Here is a 17,470-nt window from a genome sequence, read left to right as displayed (position 1 = left end):
GCTGGCGTTCGGTCCAGAGACGTTGCAGTGGGCCGGTTCATCAGTAAACATCCCGCCGATAGCGCCCTTCTTCCAGCAACGCTTCCACCGCCAAGTCCCCCAGCGCTTCGCGCAGCACCGCGTCCACGCCGCCGGCCATGCCTTCCAGGCTGCCGCAGACGTAGATCGCCGCGCCCTCTTCCAGCCACTGCCGCAACTCCTCAGCGCGTTCGCGCAGGACGTCCTGCACGTAGACCTTGCTCGCCTGGTCGCGGGAGAAGGCCACGTCCAGGCGCTGGAGTTCGCCGGTCAGCAGGTAGCCTTCCAGCTCTTCGCGGCAGTAGAAGTCGTGCTCGCGGTTGCGTTCGCCGAACAGCAGCCAGTTGCGCCGGCGGCCCGCGCCTATGCTGGCGCGCAGCAGCGAGCGCAGGCCGGCCAGGCCGGTGCCGTTGCCGATCAGGATCAGCGGGCGGTCTTCCTCCGGCAGGTGGAAGCCGGCGTTGCGGCGCAGGCGCAGGGCCAGGCCGGCGCCGGGTTGCAGGTATTCGGTGAGCCAGCCGGAGCCCACACCCAGGCTGCCGTCGGGGTGGCGCTCCTGGCGCACGATCAGCTCCAGGGCGCCGTCGCTGGGCAGCGAGGCGATGGAGTATTCCCGCGCCGCCAGCGGCACCAGGGCGTCCAGCAACGCCTGCGGGTGCAGGCCGACCAGGTGGCCGAGGGAGGCCGGCAGCTCGCGCCCGGTCAGGGCTTCGGCCAGGCCCACGCGGCCGCCGTCGACCTCGACGCAGGCCATGCTGTCCACCCCCAGCCGCGCCAGCCAGGCCAGAACGCGTTCACGCGGGTGCTGCGGAAGGATTTCCACCAGGTCGCCGGCGCGCCAGTCGACGCTGCTGCCGGCCGGCGCTTGCAGGCGCAGCAGCCAGGTGGACTGGCCCTGGCTGCCGGGGTTCAGGTGTTCGCGGGCGGCCAGGCTCCACAGCTCGTACTGCGGCGCGGCGAAGGGCGCCGGCGCGGTCACGCCGGTCAGTTGCGCCAGGTGTTGCTGCCACTCGCGCAGGGCGGCGGCGTCGCCGTTGTCCACTTCCACGCCGTCGAACAGCGGCTGCGCGCCCTGCCCTTGCAGCCAGCCCTGCATCCGCCGGGCGAAGCCGCAGAAGGCCTGGTACTGGCGGTCGCCCAGGGCGAGCATGGCGAAGCGCAGCTGGCCGAGGCCGGCGGCTTCGCCGAGCAGCTTGCGCTCGAAGCCGCGGGCGCTGTCCGGGGCCTCGCCGTCGCCGAAGGTGCTGACCACGAAGAGCGCGTTGCGCGTCTGCTCCAGTTGCTGGCGGTCCAGGCGCGCCAGGGGCTCGACGCGCACCGCCAGGCCCGCGGCCTGCAGCTGCCCGGCGCTCTGCCAGGCCAGTTGCTCGGCGAAACCGCTCTGGCTGGCGTAGCCCACCAGCCAGGCATCGGCGCCGCCGGCGCCAGCCAGTTCGACGCGGGCAGCCTGGGCGGCTTTCTTCTTGCGCCGGCGATCGAGGTAGAGCAGCCAGCCGGTGACGAAGAACAGCGGCATGGCCAGGCTCGCCAGCATCATCAGGATGCGCCCGGGCATACCGAAGTAGCTGCCCACGTGCAGGGCGTAGACGCTGGTCAGCAGCTGTTTGCCGAAGCTGCTGTCGGCGTAGCGCTTGTCGCCCAGCAGGCGGCCGCTCTTCGGGTCGATGCGCATTTCGTTGAAGGCGCGTTCGTGGGCGGCGTCGTCCAGGCGGTAGAACACCGTGGCCGGCTGCCCGCCCACCGGCGGCAGGCGCAGGTTGTAGGCCTCAAGACCAGGGCCGGCGGTGCTGCGCAGGGTGTTCCACAGGGCGCTGTAGTCCACTTCCAGCGGCGGCCCCTTGGGCGCTTCGCCGCCACGGCCACCGCGGCCGCCCTGGCGCTGCTGGCCGGCCGGGGCGTCGTCGAGCAGCTTGAACAGCGCGCCGCGGTACCAGTCGTAGGACCAGTACAGGCCGGTCAGCGAAGCCAGCAGGTAGAAGGCCAGGCACCAGGTGCCGGCTACCGCGTGCAGGTCCCAGTTGAAGGCGCGGCCCTTCTTGCGCCAGTCCAGGGCCAGCCAGGCGCGCCAGCTCAGGGTCTTGCGCGGCCAGCGCAGGTACAGGCCGGAGAGGCAGAAATAGATGAGGATCAGGGTGCAGGCCGCGGTCACCTGCTTGCCGAACTCGCCCAGGGCCAGGAAGCGGTGCAGCTGCATGATGAACATGAACAAGCCTTCCCCGGACGGCGCCGGCAGCGAGGCACCGGTGTAGGGGTCGACGTAGCGCGATTCGCCGCGGCGCTGGCCCGGCGGCGGGGTGAAGAAGATGCGCGCGGCCTCGTCGCCGTCGACCTTGGCCCAGACGAAGGACACCTTCCTGCCCGGCTCGGCGGACTCCACCCGCTGTACCAGTTCGTCCAGCGCCAGGGTGCCGCCGGGCTGCTCCTGCACCGTCAGGCTGGCAGGGTTGAAGGCGCGCAGCAGTTCGTCCTGGAACGACAGCGCCGCCCCGGTCACGCCCATCAGGGCCAGCACCAGGCCGGCGCTTATGCCGAAGAACCAATGCAGCTGGAACCAGACTTTCTTCAACACCTTGCTCTCACCTCGGGCGCGGGGCGCCAAACAATAGAAAACCCCGCCCGAAGGAGCAACGGGCGGGGTGCACGGAAGGCCGTGCGATCAGAAGTGCAGGTTCACCCCCAGCAGCGCCGTGCGGCCCGGGGCCACGTGGGCCATGTGGGTGCTGTAGACCTGGTCGAAGTAACGCTTGTCGGTCAGGTTCTGCACGTTCAGCTGCAAGTCGACGTTCTTGCTCAGCTTGTAGCTGGCCATGGCGTCGTAGCGCCAGTAGGACGGGATGTAGGTCGAGTTGGCAGTGTTGCCGAACTGCTTGTCCACGTAGGTGGTGCCGCCGCCGATGGTCAGGTCCTGCAGCACCTCGTAGGTGGTCCACAGGGTGAAGTTGTTCGGCGCCACCTGCGGCATGCGGTTGCCTTCGTCGGACTTGGTGGTCGACTTGCGGATCTCGCTATCCAGGTAGGTGTAGCCGCCGAAGACCTTCCACTTGGGCGTCAGCTGGCCGCTGAAGCCCAGTTCTACGCCTTGTACGCGCTGTTCGCCGTCGAGCACCTGGAAGGAGCTGTTGTCCGGGTCGGCGACGCGGGCGTTGGTCTTGTCGGTGCGGAACACCGCGGCGTTCAGCGACAGCGCCTCGTCGAAGAAGTCCCACTTGGTGCCCAGCTCCAGGTTGCGGTTGCGTTCCGGGTCCAGACTGGTGTTGGCCGCGCTGACTTCCTGGCCGCCTTCGCCTGCGGTCTCGCCGCTGGGGTTGCTGGAGGTGGACCAGGCCAGGTAGATGCTGCCGTTGGGCAGCGGCTTGTAGACCAGGCCGGTCTGGTAGTTCCAGAAGTGGGTGTTGCTCTCGCGCTTGAAGTTGCCCGGCGCCGAGCCGCGGCCACCGGTGCTGTAGCCGCTGGACTCGGTGTCGAAGTCGTCGTAGCGCAGGCCCAGGTTCAGGTCCCACTGCTCGTTGAGCTTGAGGGTGTCGAACACGTAGACGGCCGAGGTCTTGGTATCGGTGTCGGTGTAGGCCTGGCTGTCGACGATGCTGCCGGTCCAGGGGTCCTTGGGCGTCGGGTTGGCCAGGCTGGTGCAGTCGCCGCTGGCCAGCAGGGCGGCGTTGCAGGTGTTGCCCGCGGCCCCCGGGGTCACCACGTAGGGGCGGTTGTGCACGTCCTCGTAGCTGAACTCCAGGCCGGTCACCAGGCTGTGCCTGATGCTGCCGGTGTCGAAGGTGGCCTTCAGGTCGGTCTGGTTGACCCAGCCCTTGGAGGTGGAATTGCGGTTCTTCGACGAGCGATAGACGTAGCCGTTGGCGACGTTGCCGCGGCTGTCGTCGGGGTTGCTGACCACGTAGTCGAGCGTGGTGCGGACCATGCGGAAGCTGTTGGACAGCGTCAGGTCGTCGTTGAGGTCGTGCTCGATGCGGAAGGTGCCGCTGTCGGTGGTGCTCTTGCGGTAGTCGCGGTGGGTCAGGCCGTAGAAGTTGTCGCGGTCGACCGAGGCCGGCTTGCTCGGGTTGTGCTTGCTGCGGTCGACGTTGGTCAGCGGCAGGCCGTAGTCCGGGATGTCGTCGGTGGCCAGGTGGTAGTAGGAGAAGGTCGCGCGGGTCGGGGTGTTGAAGCCGAAGGTGATGGTCGGCGCCACGCCCCAGCGGCTGACGCTGACGTCGTCGCGGCCGGCGACGTTGGCTTCGTGCTTCATCAGGTTCAGGCGGAAGGCCGCGTTGTCGCCCAGGGTGTGGTTGACGTCCAGGGTGGTGCGGTGGGTCTGGTCGGAACCGTAGGTGAAGCTGGCGTCGTTGAAGTCCTGCAGCTTGGCGGTCTTGCTCACCAGGTTCAGGCTGCCGCCGGTGGAGCCGGCGCCGGTGTAGGCCGAGCCCGGGCCCTTGCTGACTTCGATCTGCTCGATGTTGAACACTTCGCGGGTCTGCGAGGCGACGTCGCGCATGCCGTCGAGGAAGGTGTCGCTCTCGGCGTTGAAACCGCGGATGAACGGACGGTCGCCCGCCGGGTTGCCGCCCTCGCCGGCGCCGAAGGTGATGCCGGGCGTGGTGCGCAGAGCATCGACCAGGGTCAGGGCGCCGGTGTCCTTGATCACCTGCTGCGGGATCACGGTGACGGTCTTGGGCGTGTCGAGCAGCGGCGCGGTGTACTTCTGCGAGGCCGACTGCTGGACGTTGTAGGTTTCTTCGCCCTGCTGGCCGACGACGGTGTCGGCATCCAGCGACAGCACATCCTGTGCGGGCTTCTTCTCGGTGGACTCCGCCGCCTGGGCGAAGTGGCTGCCGGACATGGCGGTGATGGCCACACCGACGGCGGAGACCAGCAGGCGCGGAGCGCTGGTGGCTTCGACAGATTGACGCGACATCGAAAGTTCCCTCCCCAGGGACTTGCTGAAGGCGGCGCAATCTAGTGCAAAACGAGAATCTGTATCAATTAGTAAATATTATCAGACGCACTTTATTTACAACATTTACATTTACCCCGTGCGACCGTTCGCCACCTCCGCTATACGCTGCAAATGCAAATGTCTATCATCGGCGTCGGATTTTCATTTGACCGAGCCCCGCCATGCTGCTGCACATTCCCGGCCTGTTCACCCGCGACGAGGTGACCCGCATCCGCACCGCCCTGGAGCAGGCCGAGTGGGGCGACGGCAAGGTCACCGCCGGCTACCAGTCGGCCAAGGCCAAGCACAACCTGCAGCTGGCCCAGGACCACCCGCTGGCCCGTGAGATTTCCGAGGCCATGCTGCTGCGCCTGTGGCAGAACCCGCTGTTCATGTCCGCGGCCCTGCCGCACAAGGTGTTCCCGCCGCTGTTCAACTGCTACACCGGCGGCGGCAGCTTCGACTTCCACATCGACAACGCCGTGCGCGACGTCCAGGGCGGCCGCGAACGGGTGCGCACCGACCTCTCCTCCACCCTGTTCTTCAGCGACCCCGAGGACTACGACGGCGGCGAGCTGGTGATCCAGGACACCTACGGCGAGCAGCGCGTGAAGCTGCCGGCCGGCGACCTGGTGCTCTACCCCGGCACCAGCCTGCACAAGGTCGAGCCGGTGACCCGCGGCGCGCGCTTCGCCTCGTTCTTCTGGACGCAGAGCCTGGTGCGCGAGGACAGCCAGCGCGCCCTGCTGTTCCAGATGGACCAGGCGATCCAGAAGCTCACCGCCGACGTGCCGGAGCACCCGGCCCTGATCGAGCTGACCGGCACCTACCACAACCTGCTGCGGCGCTGGGTCGAGGTCTGACATGGCGTTCGTCCTGCGCCGGCGCGAAGAGCTCTCGGTGGAGCAATTGCGCGCCCGCCTGGCCAGCGACCCGCGCCAGGCCGCGGCGGCCATCCTCGAAGCCGCGCGCCAGGGCGACGTCGAGGCCCAGGCGCTGCTCGGGCAGATCCTCCTCGACGGCCAGGGCATCGAGCGCGACGCCGCGCTGGCGGCGACCTGGTTCCGCATCGCCGCCGAGCGCGGCCACGCCATGGCGCGCAACATGCTCGGGCGCTGCCTGGAGCACGGCTGGGGCGTGCCCGCCAACCCCGCCGAGGCGGCCGAACACTACGCCCGCGCAGCGGCGGTGGACCTCGACTGGGGCCTGTACAACCTGGCCAACCTGCTGGCCACCGGCCGCGGCGTGCCGCGCGACGCGGCCCATGCCCTGGCGCTGTACCGGCGCGCCGCCGACCTCGGCCACGCCAAGTCGATGAACCTGGTCGGCCGCCATTACGAGGAAGGCCTGTGCGTGCCGCGCGACCCCGAGCAGGCCCGCGAGTGGTACCGCCGCTCGGCGGTGGCCGGCGACTTCCGCGGTCAGTTCAGCCACGCCGCGGCGCTGGCCGAACGGGGCGAGGTGGAGGACGCGCGCTACTGGCTGCTGCGCGCCCTGGAGGGCGGCAACCTGAACTTCCTGCGGGTGGCCCGCGAGCAGTTGGAACGGGCGCCGCAGCCGGAGCTGCGCAGCCTGGCCCTGGCCTACTACCGGCGCGCCGCGGAACTCGGCGAGACGGCCGACGCCGACCTGTTCGCCGCGGCGCTCAAACGCCTGTAAGCGATTTCTTGACGTTTTTTTCACATACCCTTGCCCCGCCCTTCACACATGCCTCGCTAGGCTCGCAAGCCAACTGACCGCCCCACACGGGCGGCCCCTGCAAGACGAGGCAAGCGTGTCGACTGCAACCAACCCCTCCCGCCGCAAGGTGGACTGGGCCGGCCTGGGCTGGCTGCTGCTGTTCTTCTGGTACTTCTCCGGCGTCACCCAGGCGCTGATCCTGTTCAGCGGCACCACCGGCTTCGCCGGCTTCCGCGACGCCTTCTTCCTCAGCAGCCTGTGGCTGGCCCCGCCGTTGCTGCTGCCGCGCTTCACCCGCGGCCTGGCGGCGCTGATCGGCCTGGTGCTGTGGGCGGCCTCGCTGGTGGGCCTGAGCTACTTCGGCATCTACCACCAGGAGTTCTCGCAGAGCGTCATCTTCGTCATGTTCGAGTCGAACACGGCCGAGGCCGGCGAATACTTCAGCCAGTACTTCAGCACCTGGCTGTGCCTGGCCCTGCTGCTCTACACGGCGGTGGCGGTGCTGCTGTGGCGGCGCGTGCGCCCGCTGCGCATGCCGGCGCCGGCCCGGGTGGCCCTGGCCGTGCTGCTGGTGGCGGCGAACCTGGCCTACCCCTTCTACAAGCAGATGGTCAGCCAGGAGCGCAGCTTCGCCCAGGCCCTGGAGAAGGTGCAGCAGCGCATGGAGCCGGCGGTGCCCTGGCAACTGGTGGTGGGCTACGCGCAGTACCGCCAGCAGTTGGACAACATGCAGAAGCTGCTGCAGCGCAACGCCGCCCTGCCGCCGCTGAAGAACCTCAAGGATGGCAGCGGCGAGGCGCCGCGCACCCTGGTGCTGGTGCTGGGCGAATCCACCACCCGCGAGCACATGCACCTGTACGGCTACGACCGGCCGACCACGCCGAACCTCGACGCCCTGGCCGCCGGCGACCGCAACCTGACGGTGTTCAAGGACGTGGTCTCGCCGCGCCCCTACACCATCGAGGTGATGCAGCAGATCCTCACCTTCGGCGACGAGCAGCACCCGGACCGCTTCCTCACCGACCCGTCGCTGATCAACCTGATGAAACAGGCCGGCTACAAGACCTTCTGGATCACCAACCAGCAGACGATGACCAAGCGCAACACCATGCTCACCACCTTCTCGCAGCAGACGGACGAGCAGTTCTACCTGAACAACCAGCGCAACCAGAACGCCCGCCAGTACGACGACGTGGTCTTCGCGCCCTTCGAACAGGTGCTCAAGGACCCGGCGCCGAAGAAACTCATCGTGGTGCACCTGCTGGGCACCCACATGGACTACCGCTATCGCTACCCCGAGGCGTTCGCCCGCTTCAAGGACCGCCAGGGCGTGCCGGCCGGGCTCTCGGACGACCAGGCGGACACCTACAACGCCTACGACAACGCGGTGCTGCACAACGACTTCGTGGTCGCCAGCCTGATCAAGCGCTACGCCGCTAGCGAGCCGAACGGCTTCCTGGTGTACCTCTCCGACCATGGCGAGGAAGTCTTCAGCTCCGGCAAGCACGACCGCCTGGGGCGCAACGAAGGCGACCCGACGCGGCCGATGTACACCATCCCCTTCCTGCTCTGGACCTCGCCGAGCTGGCAACAGGCCCACCCGCGCGACCTGCAGGCGCTGAGCGGAAGGCCCTACAGCAGCTCGCACCTGATCCACACCCTGTCCGACCTGGCCGGCCTGAGCTACGACCGCTACGAGCCGGGCAAGAGCCTGGTCAGCCCCGAGTTCGTCGCGGCGCCGCGCTGGATCGGCGATCCCTACGCGAAGAACGGCCTGCACGAGTTCGACAAGTTGCCGCTGGATAACGCAATGGGCGACCAGCAGTTGGCCAAGGCAGGCAAGGCGCCCGCCACCGTCCAGGTGCGCCAGGCCAACGAGGGTTGAGGCCGCGCGGGCCCTGCCCGCGATTTCGCGCGCAGGGCGCGCTCCTACATGGGCACGGTGTTGGGGCAACCCGTAGGAGCGGATCTCATCCGCGAATCGCGCCGACACCTCCGGCTATCGCGGACAAGGTCCGCTCCTACGCCCGTGCGTCCCTGGAACTGTAGGAGCGGGCCCTGCCCGCGATTTCGTGCGCATGACGTGCGTCCCGGGGATGGTGTGGGCGGGGCAGCGTAGGAGCGGATCTCATCCGCGAATCGCGCCGATACCTCCGGCTATCGCGGACAAGGTCCGCTCCTACGCCCGTGCTTTCCTGGAACTGTAGGAGCGGGCCCTGCCCGCGATTTCGTGCGCATGACGTGCGTCCCGGGGATGATGTGGGCGGGGCAGCGTAGCGGATCTCATCCGCGAATCGCGCCGACACCCCCGGCTATCGCGGACAAGGTCCGCTCCTACGCCCGTGCTTTCCTGGAACTGTAGGAGCGGGCCCTGCCCGCGATTTCGTGCGCATGACGTGCGTCCCGGGGATGGTGTGGGCGGGGCGGCGTAGGAGCGGATCTCATCCGCGAATCGCGCCGACACCTCCGGCTATCGCGGACAGAGTTCGTTCCTACGTCCGAGCTATCCTGCCTACACCTCCGCGCCCGTAGGATGGGTTGAGCGAAGCGATACCCATCATCACCACCGCATCGGTTTCGCAAGCTCAACCCATCCTACGAAAAGCCCCTCGGCGCAGTCGGAAAGGCATTGGCTGGGACAAAAGAAAAAACCCCGCATCGCAGGCCGTGTGAAAACACCCTGACTGCAGGCCAAGCCAACGCCCCGACTGGTTCGGGGCGTTGGTGTTTCTGGGCCATGGAAAAAGGGTGGGCTTTTAGCCCATCAGCTCGATCAACCGGCGAGCACCGAGCACATTGGGGCCCGTTTCAGGTTGTAAGCGTTGACCGCCAAGGCCATTTCCGTGCGCGCCCCCTGCAACTGGCGGAGCAGGAAGCGGCCGTTGCCCAGGATCCACTGTTTCAGGTTGCCGAAGGGATGTTCGACGATGGACCGGCGCCTGACCATCATCTCCGGATGGGCCTGCATCCGCTGCTGCATGCGCTCGAAAGCCGCTTCATGGGCATGCCGGGTGACGTGTCGGCGTTTGGCTTTCGTGCACTGCGGCTGCAAGGGGCAAGCGCTGCAATCGGTGCGGGCCGCATAGATGCGCTGCTTGCCGTTCACCTGCTTGAGCGGCAGCCATTCGCCCGCCGGGCATTGGTACTGGTCGGTTTCCGCGTCGTAGGTAAAGGCGCTGCGGTCGAATAGCGCGGGACCGTCGCCCTGATTGTTGATCCCCCGATTCGCCGGCACATAGGCGGTGATGCCGGCCTCGTCACAGGCCTGGAACTGCTCGCCATTGGAGTAGCCGGCATCCGCCGTGACCGTCAAGTGCGCCTGTTCCAGCACGGCCTGGGCGGCCTTGGCCATGGGTTCCAGTTGCTGGTTGTCGCTGCCGTCCTGGGTCACCGCATGATGCAGGATCAGGCCATGCTCACCATCCACCGCACTCTGCACGTTGAAGGCCACCTTGACTCCTTGGTGAGTGCGCATCAGGCGGGCTTCGCTCTCGCCAACCACGAATTGCTCCAGCCCCTGCGCCTCCATCAGTGCCTGGGCTGTCAGGTTGTCGGCATGCCGGTTATCCAGGTGTTGCAGCGCGGCCTTGACCGCGCTGCGATCGACCACTTCAGTCGCTTCGCTACGGTCGGCCTCGTCCAGCTCCGCCAGATAGCGGGCAATCTGCGCCTCCAGCTTGGCCTGTTGGCGTTTGAGCTTGGCCAGGCTCAGGTGCTTGCGCTGCGACGCCACCGCCTGGAACTTGCTGCCATCGATGGCCACCAGTTGGCCACTGATCAGCCCCACCTGACGGCAGAACTGCACGAAGGCCCGGCAGGTCGCCTGAAAGGCCGCCCCATTGTCCTTGCGGAAGTCGGCAATGGTCTTGAAGTCCGGTGCCAACCGGCCCAGCAACCACATCACCTCGACATTGCGCCGGCACTCGGCTTCCAGCCGGCGCGAGGAACGGATGCGCTGGAAGTAGCCGTACAGGTAAAGCTTGAGCAGGTCCGCGGGATCGTAGGCCGGCCGCCCCGTCTTCTGCGGCTGCGCTTTGCTGAAACCCAGGACCTGCAGGTCCAGCTGCGCCACATAGGCCTCGATCACCCGCACCAGATGGTCCTCGGGAACCAGTTCGTCCAATGACGGAGGAAACAGACTGTCCTGACCGCGCGCCTCTCCCTGGATGTAGCCCATAAACGACAATGCCCGTATCGATCGATACGGGCATTGTCTTCGGCCTCCACTCAGACGGCTAGGTTTTCACACAGTCTGATCGGCGGGGTTTCTTCGGTTCACCTACGGCTCAGATGTAGAAGGCCTTCAGCGGCGGGAAGCCGTTGAACTCCACCGCGCTGTAACTGGTGGTGTAGGCGCCGGTGGACAGCCAGTACAGGCGGTCGCCGGCGGCCAGGTTCAGCGGCAGGCCGTACTTGTAGTGCTCGTACATGATGTCGGCGCTGTCGCAGGTCGGGCCGGCGATCACCACTTCTTCCATCTCGCCCTTCTTCTCGGTCCAGATCGGGAACTTGATGGATTCGTCCATGGTTTCGATCAGGCCGGAGAACTTGCCTACGTCCGCGTACACCCAGCGCTCCACCGCGGTGCGCGACTTGCGCGCCACCAGCACCACTTCGCTGACCAGGATGCCGGCGTTGGCGATCAGCGAGCGGCCCGGCTCGAGGATGATTTCCGGCAGGTCGTCGCCGAAGTCTTCCTTGAGGAAGCGGATGATTTCCTCGGCGTAGGTTTCCAGGTCGTTGGTCTTGGCGATGTAGTTGGCCGGGAAGCCGCCGCCCATGTTGATCATCTTCAGCTCGATGCCGTCTTCTTCCTTCAGGCGCTCGAAGATCACCTTGACCTTGGCGATGGCGGCGTCCCACACGGAGATGTCACGCTGCTGCGAGCCGACGTGGAAGGAGATGCCGTAGGGCACCAGGCCCAACTGGCGGGCGAGAATCAGCAGGTCCATGGCCATGTCGGTCTGGCAGCCGAACTTGCGCGACAGCGGCCAGTCGGCGGTGGTCGAACCCTCGGTGAGGATGCGCACGTAGACCTTCGAGCCCGGCGCGGCCTTGGCGATGTTGCGCAGATCGGCCTCGGAGTCGGTGGCGAACAGGCGCACGCCCTTCTCATAGAAGTAGCGGATGTCCTTGGCTTTCTTGATGGTGTTGCCGTAGCTGATGCGCTCCGGGCCCACGCCGGTCTTCATCACCTTGTCCAGCTCGTAGATCGAGGCGATGTCGAAGTTCGAGCCCTTGTCGCGCAGCAGCTCGGTGATCTCGGTGGCCGGGTTGGCCTTGACCGCGTAGTACACCTTGGCGAACGGGAAGCAGTGGGTCAGCTGGTCGTAGGCGTCGGCGATGGTCTGTTTGTCGATGACGACGAAGGGGGTTTCCTGCTTGTCGGCAAATGCCTTCATACGCTGGAAGGTTTCAGGGGCGAAGTAATCCTCGACCTTGATGGACATGGTTGGGACTCCCAATGGCAAAACACATGGATACGTAGGGGTGAAGCTGAACGTCTAATCCGTTTCCCCACTTTGGTTCGCCTACTTCCCAAGGCATGTCGCCGAGGATCAGACCTTCGATGTTCCAGCGGCTACTGCAACCCTCTCATGGCTAGGCGCTTCGCCGCAGGCAGTAGTGGACCTACGGCAAGGCGGAGCAACAACGCCAGGAGAGGGTTGCGGGAGTCGCAGGGCACCAGAGGCGACCTCTCGTCGTCAGTACTTGAGCCGGATGGATCGTTTCCAGCATGGACGTTCGGGCGCGAACTTTAGGACCTGAAGTCCGTGAGTTCAACCAGAAATTGCCGCTTTGCCGAATCCCTTTGTCGCCTTGCCGGTTGACTGTTCTAGATACTCCACAAAATGCACGGAATACCGCACAGCACGGGCGTTCTAGGGGTTTCGGAACGACCCGATCATCCCCCTTCTTTTTGACAGACCGGGGACAGCGACGAGGGTTCATCCGCAAGCAGTGCCGACCGACCACCGCCCCCTGACTTTGGGGAAAGTTCGCGCACCAGGCTCGGAAACCCGAACCACGGCTGGACCCCATACTCCCCGCCCCTGTCGGACGAAACCTCGGCGCTCGCCAATATGCCCGCCATATCCGGTTATCATCCGCTCTCTTTCCGCGTGCCCCCGACCCAGGGATAGGTCACTGGGGCCGGCCCACTTGCCTTGCCAAGGAGTACCTGCGACATGCTCGACCTCGCCGCGGCGTTCATCACGCTGACCACCCTGCTCACCTACGTGAACTACCGCTTCGTGCGGCTGCCGCCGACCATCGGCGTGATGGCCACGGCGCTGGTGTTCTCGCTCCTCGCCCAGGGCCTGTCGATGGCCGGCTACCCGGTGCTGGAGGTGGAGATGCAGCAGATCATCCGCCGCATCGACTTCTCCGAAGTGCTGATGACCTGGTTCCTGCCCGCGCTGCTGTTCGCCGGCGCCCTGCACGTGAACCTCGGCGACCTGCGCAACTACAAGTGGCCCATCGGCCTGCTGGCCACCTTCGGCGTGCTGATCGCCACCACGGTGATCGGCTACCTGGCCTACTACACCTTCGCCCTGTTCGGCTGGCACGTGGACTTCATCTATTGCCTGCTGTTCGGCGCGCTCATCTCGCCCACCGACCCCATCGCCGTGCTCGGCATCCTGCGCTCGGCCGGCGCGCCCAAGCCGCTGGCCACCACCATCGTCGGCGAGTCGCTGTTCAACGACGGCACCGCGGTGGTGGTGTTCACCATTCTCCTGGGCATCCTCATGGCCGGCGAGACGCCGACCGTCTCGACCACCGCCTGGCTGTTCCTGCGGGAAGCGGTGGGCGGCGTGCTGTTCGGCGCGGCGCTGGGCTACGGGGTGTTCCTGATGATGCGCGGCATCGACCAGTACCAGGTGGAAGTGATGCTGACCCTCGCCCTGGTCATCGGCGGCGCCGCCCTGGCCGCGCGCCTGCACGTGTCGGCGCCGATCGCCATGGTGGTGGCCGGGCTGATCATCGGCAACCAGGCGCGCCAGTACGCCATGTCCGACGAGACGCGGCGCTACATCGACAAGTTCTGGGAGCTGATCGACGAAATCCTCAACGCCCTGCTGTTCGCCCTGATCGGCCTGGAGCTGCTGCTGTTGCCGTTCAACTGGCTGCACGTGGTGGCCGCCCTGGTCCTCGGCGGCGCGGTGCTGGCCTCGCGCCTGCTCACCGTGGCCCCGGCCATCCTGGTGCTGCGCCAGACCGAGGCCGGGCGCCGCCAGGTGCCGGGCGGGACCATCCGCATCCTGGTCTGGGGCGGCCTGCGCGGCGGCGTCTCGGTGGCCCTGGCGCTGTCGCTGCCGCTGGGCGAGCAGCGCGACCTGATCCTCAGCCTGACCTACGTGGTGGTGCTGGTGTCCATCCTGCTCCAGGGCCTGTCCATCGGCCCGCTGGTGCGCACCCTCTACCGCGGCGCGGCGCCCGCGGCCGACGACGGCCACTGAGGCGGGGCCTTGCGTCGCCGCACCTGCCGGCGACGCAAGGCTTTGGGCTATAATCCCGCGCTTTTCCGGGCCGACCGCGCCCGCCGTCACCGAACTCCAGCAGGCACGCACCCATGACCAACCAGGCCGCCGAAGTCGCCAAGCGCCGTACCTTCGCGATCATCTCCCACCCCGACGCCGGTAAGACCACCATCACCGAGAAGCTGCTGCTGATGGGCAAGGCCATCGCCGTCGCCGGCACCGTGAAGTCGCGCAAGTCCGACCGCCACGCGACCTCCGACTGGATGGAGATGGAGAAGCAGCGCGGCATCTCCATCACCACCTCGGTGATGCAGTTCCCCTACCGCGAGCACATGGTCAACCTGCTCGACACCCCCGGCCACGAAGACTTCTCCGAAGACACCTACCGCACCCTGACCGCGGTGGACTCGGCGCTGATGGTGCTCGACGGCGGTAAAGGGGTGGAGCCGCGGACCATCGCCCTGATGGAAGTCTGCCGCCTGCGCGACACGCCCATCGTCAGCTTCATCAACAAGCTGGACCGCGACATCCGCGACCCCATCGAGCTGCTCGACGAGATCGAGGCGGTGCTGAAGATCAAGGCCGCGCCCATCACCTGGCCGATCGGCTGCTACCGGGACTTCAAGGGCGTGTACCACCTGGCCGAGGACAAGATCATCGTCTACGTGCCCGGCCACGGCCACGAGCGCATCGAAACCCAGGTGATCGACAAGCTCGACTCCGACGAGGCCCGCGCGCACCTGGGCGACCTCTACGACAACTTCCTCGAAGAGCTGGAACTGGTGCAGGGCGCCTGCCACGAGTTCGACAAGGAAGCCTTCCTCAAGGGCGAGATGACCCCGGTGTTCTTCGGTACCGCGCTGGGCAACTTCGGCGTCGACCAGGTGCTGGACTGCATCGTCGACTGGGCCCCGCAGCCGCTGGCGCGCGCTGCCCACGAGCGCATCGTCGAGCCCACCGAGGAGAAGTTCACAGGCTTCGTGTTCAAGATCCAGGCGAACATGGACCCGAAACACCGCGACCGCATCGCCTTCATGCGCATCTGCTCGGGCAAGTACGAGAAGGGCATGAAGATGCGCCACGTGCGCCTGGGCAAGGACGTGAAGATCGCCGACGCCCTGACCTTCTTCTCCAGCGAGCGCGAGCAGCTGGAAGAGGCCTACGCCGGCGACATCATCGGCCTGCACAACCACGGCACCATCCAGATCGGCGACACCTTCAGCGAAGGCGAGAACCTGGGCTTCACCGGCATCCCGCACTTCGCCCCGGAACTGTTCCGCCGCGTGCGCCTGAAGGACCCGCTGAAGTCCAAGCAGCTGCGCCAGGGCCTGCAGGAACTGGCCGAGGAAGGCGCCACCCAGGTGTTCTTCCCCGAGCGCAACAACGACATCATCCTCGGCGCCGTGGGCGTGCTGCAGTTCGACGTGGTCGCCAGCCGCCTGAAGGAGGAATACAAGGTCGAGTGCGCCTACGAGCAGATCAACGTCTGGTCGGCCCGCTGGATCGAGTGCAAGGACGAGAAGAAGCTCAAGGAGTTCAAGGACAAGGCCTTCGAGAACCTCTCCGTGGACGGCGGCGGCCACCTCACCTACCTGGCCCCCACCCGGGTGAACCTGAGCCTGATGGAAGAGCGCTGGCCGGACATCACCTTCCGCGCGACGCGCGAGCATCACTGAGTCAGGTGCCTTCGTGAAAACGCCCGCCGTCGTGCGGGCGTTTTCGTTTCCAGCCGTAGGGCGCATAACGCCTACGGCGTTATCCGCCGTTTGACCTTGATCCCAGGCGCGCTTCGGGTTCGGCCGCCGCATCGGTGATGAAGGCCGGCGTGGCGAAGTCCGGATCGCCGACGCTGAGGACGATCGCGTCCTCCCCGGCGCGTTGCGCCGCCACGGCGGCGTAGTGGATATCCCAGGCGGCGGGGCGTGGCATCACCACAACCACGAATGAACGAGTGTTCAACAGTGTTTTCCGGCCAAATCGAGCGCTCGTTCAATTTGCCCCGGAATAGAGCGACCGCGGCCTGCGGGCCCATTTTCGGCGCCCTGCGCGGCAGCCACCGGCACTCCTGGCGAAGGGCCCGCAACGATCCCTTCCCACCCGTCTGCCCTGCCCCGCCAGGGTGCAGGCAGGGCCGCGACATTTTCCGAACATGCTCATAACGGGTTCTTAACGATTGCTCGGCGAGCATGGATGCATTCAATGGCCACAGTCCCGTGACCCGCATGGACAACGCGTTCCTCCCCTTCTCCCGGCCCAGCATCGGCGCCGAGGAAATCCAGGCCGTCAGCCAGGTGCTCGGCTCCGGCTGGATCACCACCGGCCCGCAGAACCAGTTGCTGGAGCAGCGCTTCGCCGACTACGTCGGCTGCAAGCACGCGGTGGCCGTGGCCTCGGCCACCGGCGCCATGCACATCGCCCTGCTCGCGCTGGGCATCGGCCCGGGCGACGAGGTGATCACCCCGTCGCAGACCTGGGTGTCCACCGCCAACATGATCTGCCTGCTGGGCGCCACGCCGGTGTTCGTCGACGTCGACCGCGACACCCTGATGACCGACGCCGCGCGCATCGAGGCGGCCATAACCCCGCGCACGAAGGCGATCATCCCGGTGCACTACGCCGGCGCCGCCTTCGACCTCGACCCGCTCTACGCGCTGGCCGAAAAACACGGCATCGCGGTGATCGAGGACGCCGCCCACGCCGCCGGCACCCGCTACCGCGGCCGCCACGTCGGTTCACGCGGCACGGCGATCTTCTCCTTCCACGCCATCAAGAACATGACCTGCGCCGAGGGCGGGATGTTCGTCAGCGACGACGAGGCCCTGGCCAACCGCGTGCGCACCCTGAAGTTCCACGGCCTGGGGGTGGACGCCTACGACCGCCTGAGCCACGGCCGCAAGCCCCAGGCGCAGGTGATCGAGCCGGGCTTCAAGTACAACCTCACCGACATCAATGCAGCCATCGCGCTGGTACAGCTGGAGCGCCTGGACGCCCTCAACGCCCGCCGCGCCGAACTCGCCGCGCAGTACCTGGAGCGCCTGGCGCACCTGCCGGTGCAGCCGTTGAGCGTGCCCGGCTACCCGCAGCAGCACGCCTGGCACCTGTTCATCCTGCGCATCGACGAGCAGGCCTGCGGCATGCATCGCGACGCCTTCATGCAGGCCCTGCAGCAGCGCGGCATCGGCAGCGGCATCCACTTCATCGGCACCCACCTGCACACCTGGTACCGCCAGCGCTTCCCCGGCGTCAGCCTGCCCGCCACCGAATGGAACTCGGCGCGCCTGTGTTCCATCCCGCTGTTCCCCGACATGACCGACGCCGACCTGGAGCGCGTGGTCGGGGCCTGCGAAACCCTTCTTCGGTGAAC

At 66.8% G+C, this 17,470-nt stretch carries 10 protein-coding genes and 1 pseudogene; 6 read left to right on the top strand and 5 right to left on the bottom strand.

Annotation, left to right across the window (positions count from 1 at the left end):
* Window positions 1–40: 40 nt before the first annotated feature.
* Window positions 41–2,584: a PepSY domain-containing protein gene (locus PcP3B5_RS05445; protein WP_237143097.1), complete on the bottom strand. Its 2,544-nt coding sequence runs from the start codon at window positions 2,582–2,584 to the stop codon at window positions 41–43.
* 90 nt (window positions 2,585–2,674) lie between these two features.
* The gene (locus tag PcP3B5_RS05440; RefSeq protein ID WP_058071451.1) at window positions 2,675–4,924 is read right to left on the bottom strand and encodes a TonB-dependent receptor; all 2,250 of its coding nucleotides are present in this window, start codon (window positions 4,922–4,924) and stop codon (window positions 2,675–2,677) included.
* A gap of 203 nt (window positions 4,925–5,127) precedes the next feature.
* Here PcP3B5_RS05440 and PcP3B5_RS05435 point away from each other — a divergent pair, with 203 nt between their 5' ends.
* The 3 genes from PcP3B5_RS05435 (at window position 5,128) to PcP3B5_RS05425 (ending at window position 8,510) form a co-directional block, all read left to right on the top strand.
* Entirely contained in the window at window positions 5,128–5,808 is a 681-nt protein-coding gene (locus PcP3B5_RS05435) for a Fe2+-dependent dioxygenase (RefSeq protein WP_061560745.1), read from the top strand.
* Between the two features lies 1 nt (window position 5,809).
* Window positions 5,810–6,604, top strand: a complete 795-nt coding sequence (locus PcP3B5_RS05430) for a tetratricopeptide repeat protein (RefSeq protein ID WP_009617708.1) — start codon at window positions 5,810–5,812, stop codon at window positions 6,602–6,604.
* A gap of 115 nt (window positions 6,605–6,719) precedes the next feature.
* Window positions 6,720–8,510 carry a phosphoethanolamine transferase CptA gene (locus PcP3B5_RS05425; protein ID WP_061560744.1) on the top strand — a complete coding sequence of 597 codons (1,791 nt, stop codon included), beginning with the start codon at window positions 6,720–6,722 and terminating at the stop codon, window positions 8,508–8,510.
* Window positions 8,511–9,381: 871 nt separating this feature from the next.
* Here the strand turns inward: PcP3B5_RS05425 and PcP3B5_RS05420 are convergent.
* Both PcP3B5_RS05420 and PcP3B5_RS05415 read right to left on the bottom strand, forming a co-directional pair.
* A pseudogene (locus PcP3B5_RS05420) lies at window positions 9,382–10,802 on the bottom strand (IS1182 family transposase).
* A 109-nt stretch (window positions 10,803–10,911) separates the two neighbouring features.
* Window positions 10,912–12,075, bottom strand: coding sequence for a type III PLP-dependent enzyme (locus PcP3B5_RS05415; protein WP_043315266.1), 1,164 nt, complete (start codon window positions 12,073–12,075; stop codon window positions 10,912–10,914).
* Between the two features lie 738 nt (window positions 12,076–12,813).
* Here PcP3B5_RS05415 and PcP3B5_RS05410 point away from each other — a divergent pair.
* Both PcP3B5_RS05410 and PcP3B5_RS05405 read left to right on the top strand, forming a co-directional pair.
* Window positions 12,814–14,085: a cation:proton antiporter gene (locus PcP3B5_RS05410; protein ID WP_061560743.1), complete on the top strand. Its 1,272-nt coding sequence runs from the start codon at window positions 12,814–12,816 to the stop codon at window positions 14,083–14,085.
* A gap of 113 nt (window positions 14,086–14,198) precedes the next feature.
* On the top strand, window positions 14,199–15,782 hold the full coding sequence (locus tag PcP3B5_RS05405) for a peptide chain release factor 3 (protein WP_043272311.1): 1,584 nt from the start codon (window positions 14,199–14,201) through the stop codon (window positions 15,780–15,782).
* Window positions 15,783–15,861: 79 nt separating this feature from the next.
* On the opposite strand, the gene PcP3B5_RS05400 is transcribed toward PcP3B5_RS05405, so the two are convergent.
* Window positions 15,862–16,065, bottom strand: a complete 204-nt coding sequence (locus PcP3B5_RS05400; protein WP_061560742.1) for a hypothetical protein — start codon at window positions 16,063–16,065, stop codon at window positions 15,862–15,864.
* A gap of 263 nt (window positions 16,066–16,328) precedes the next feature.
* Between PcP3B5_RS05400 and arnB the strand changes: the two genes are divergently transcribed.
* Entirely contained in the window at window positions 16,329–17,468 is a 1,140-nt protein-coding gene (gene arnB, locus PcP3B5_RS05395) for a UDP-4-amino-4-deoxy-L-arabinose aminotransferase (protein ID WP_061560741.1), read from the top strand.
* The last annotated feature ends 2 nt before the right edge of the window (window positions 17,469–17,470 follow it).

Origin of the sequence: Pseudomonas citronellolis (assembly GCF_001586155.1) — a bacterium.
GTDB lineage: Bacteria > Pseudomonadota > Gammaproteobacteria > Pseudomonadales > Pseudomonadaceae > Pseudomonas > Pseudomonas citronellolis.
Note: the sequence above shows the minus strand (reverse complement) of the source record. Positions and strands in the feature narration are given on the sequence as shown.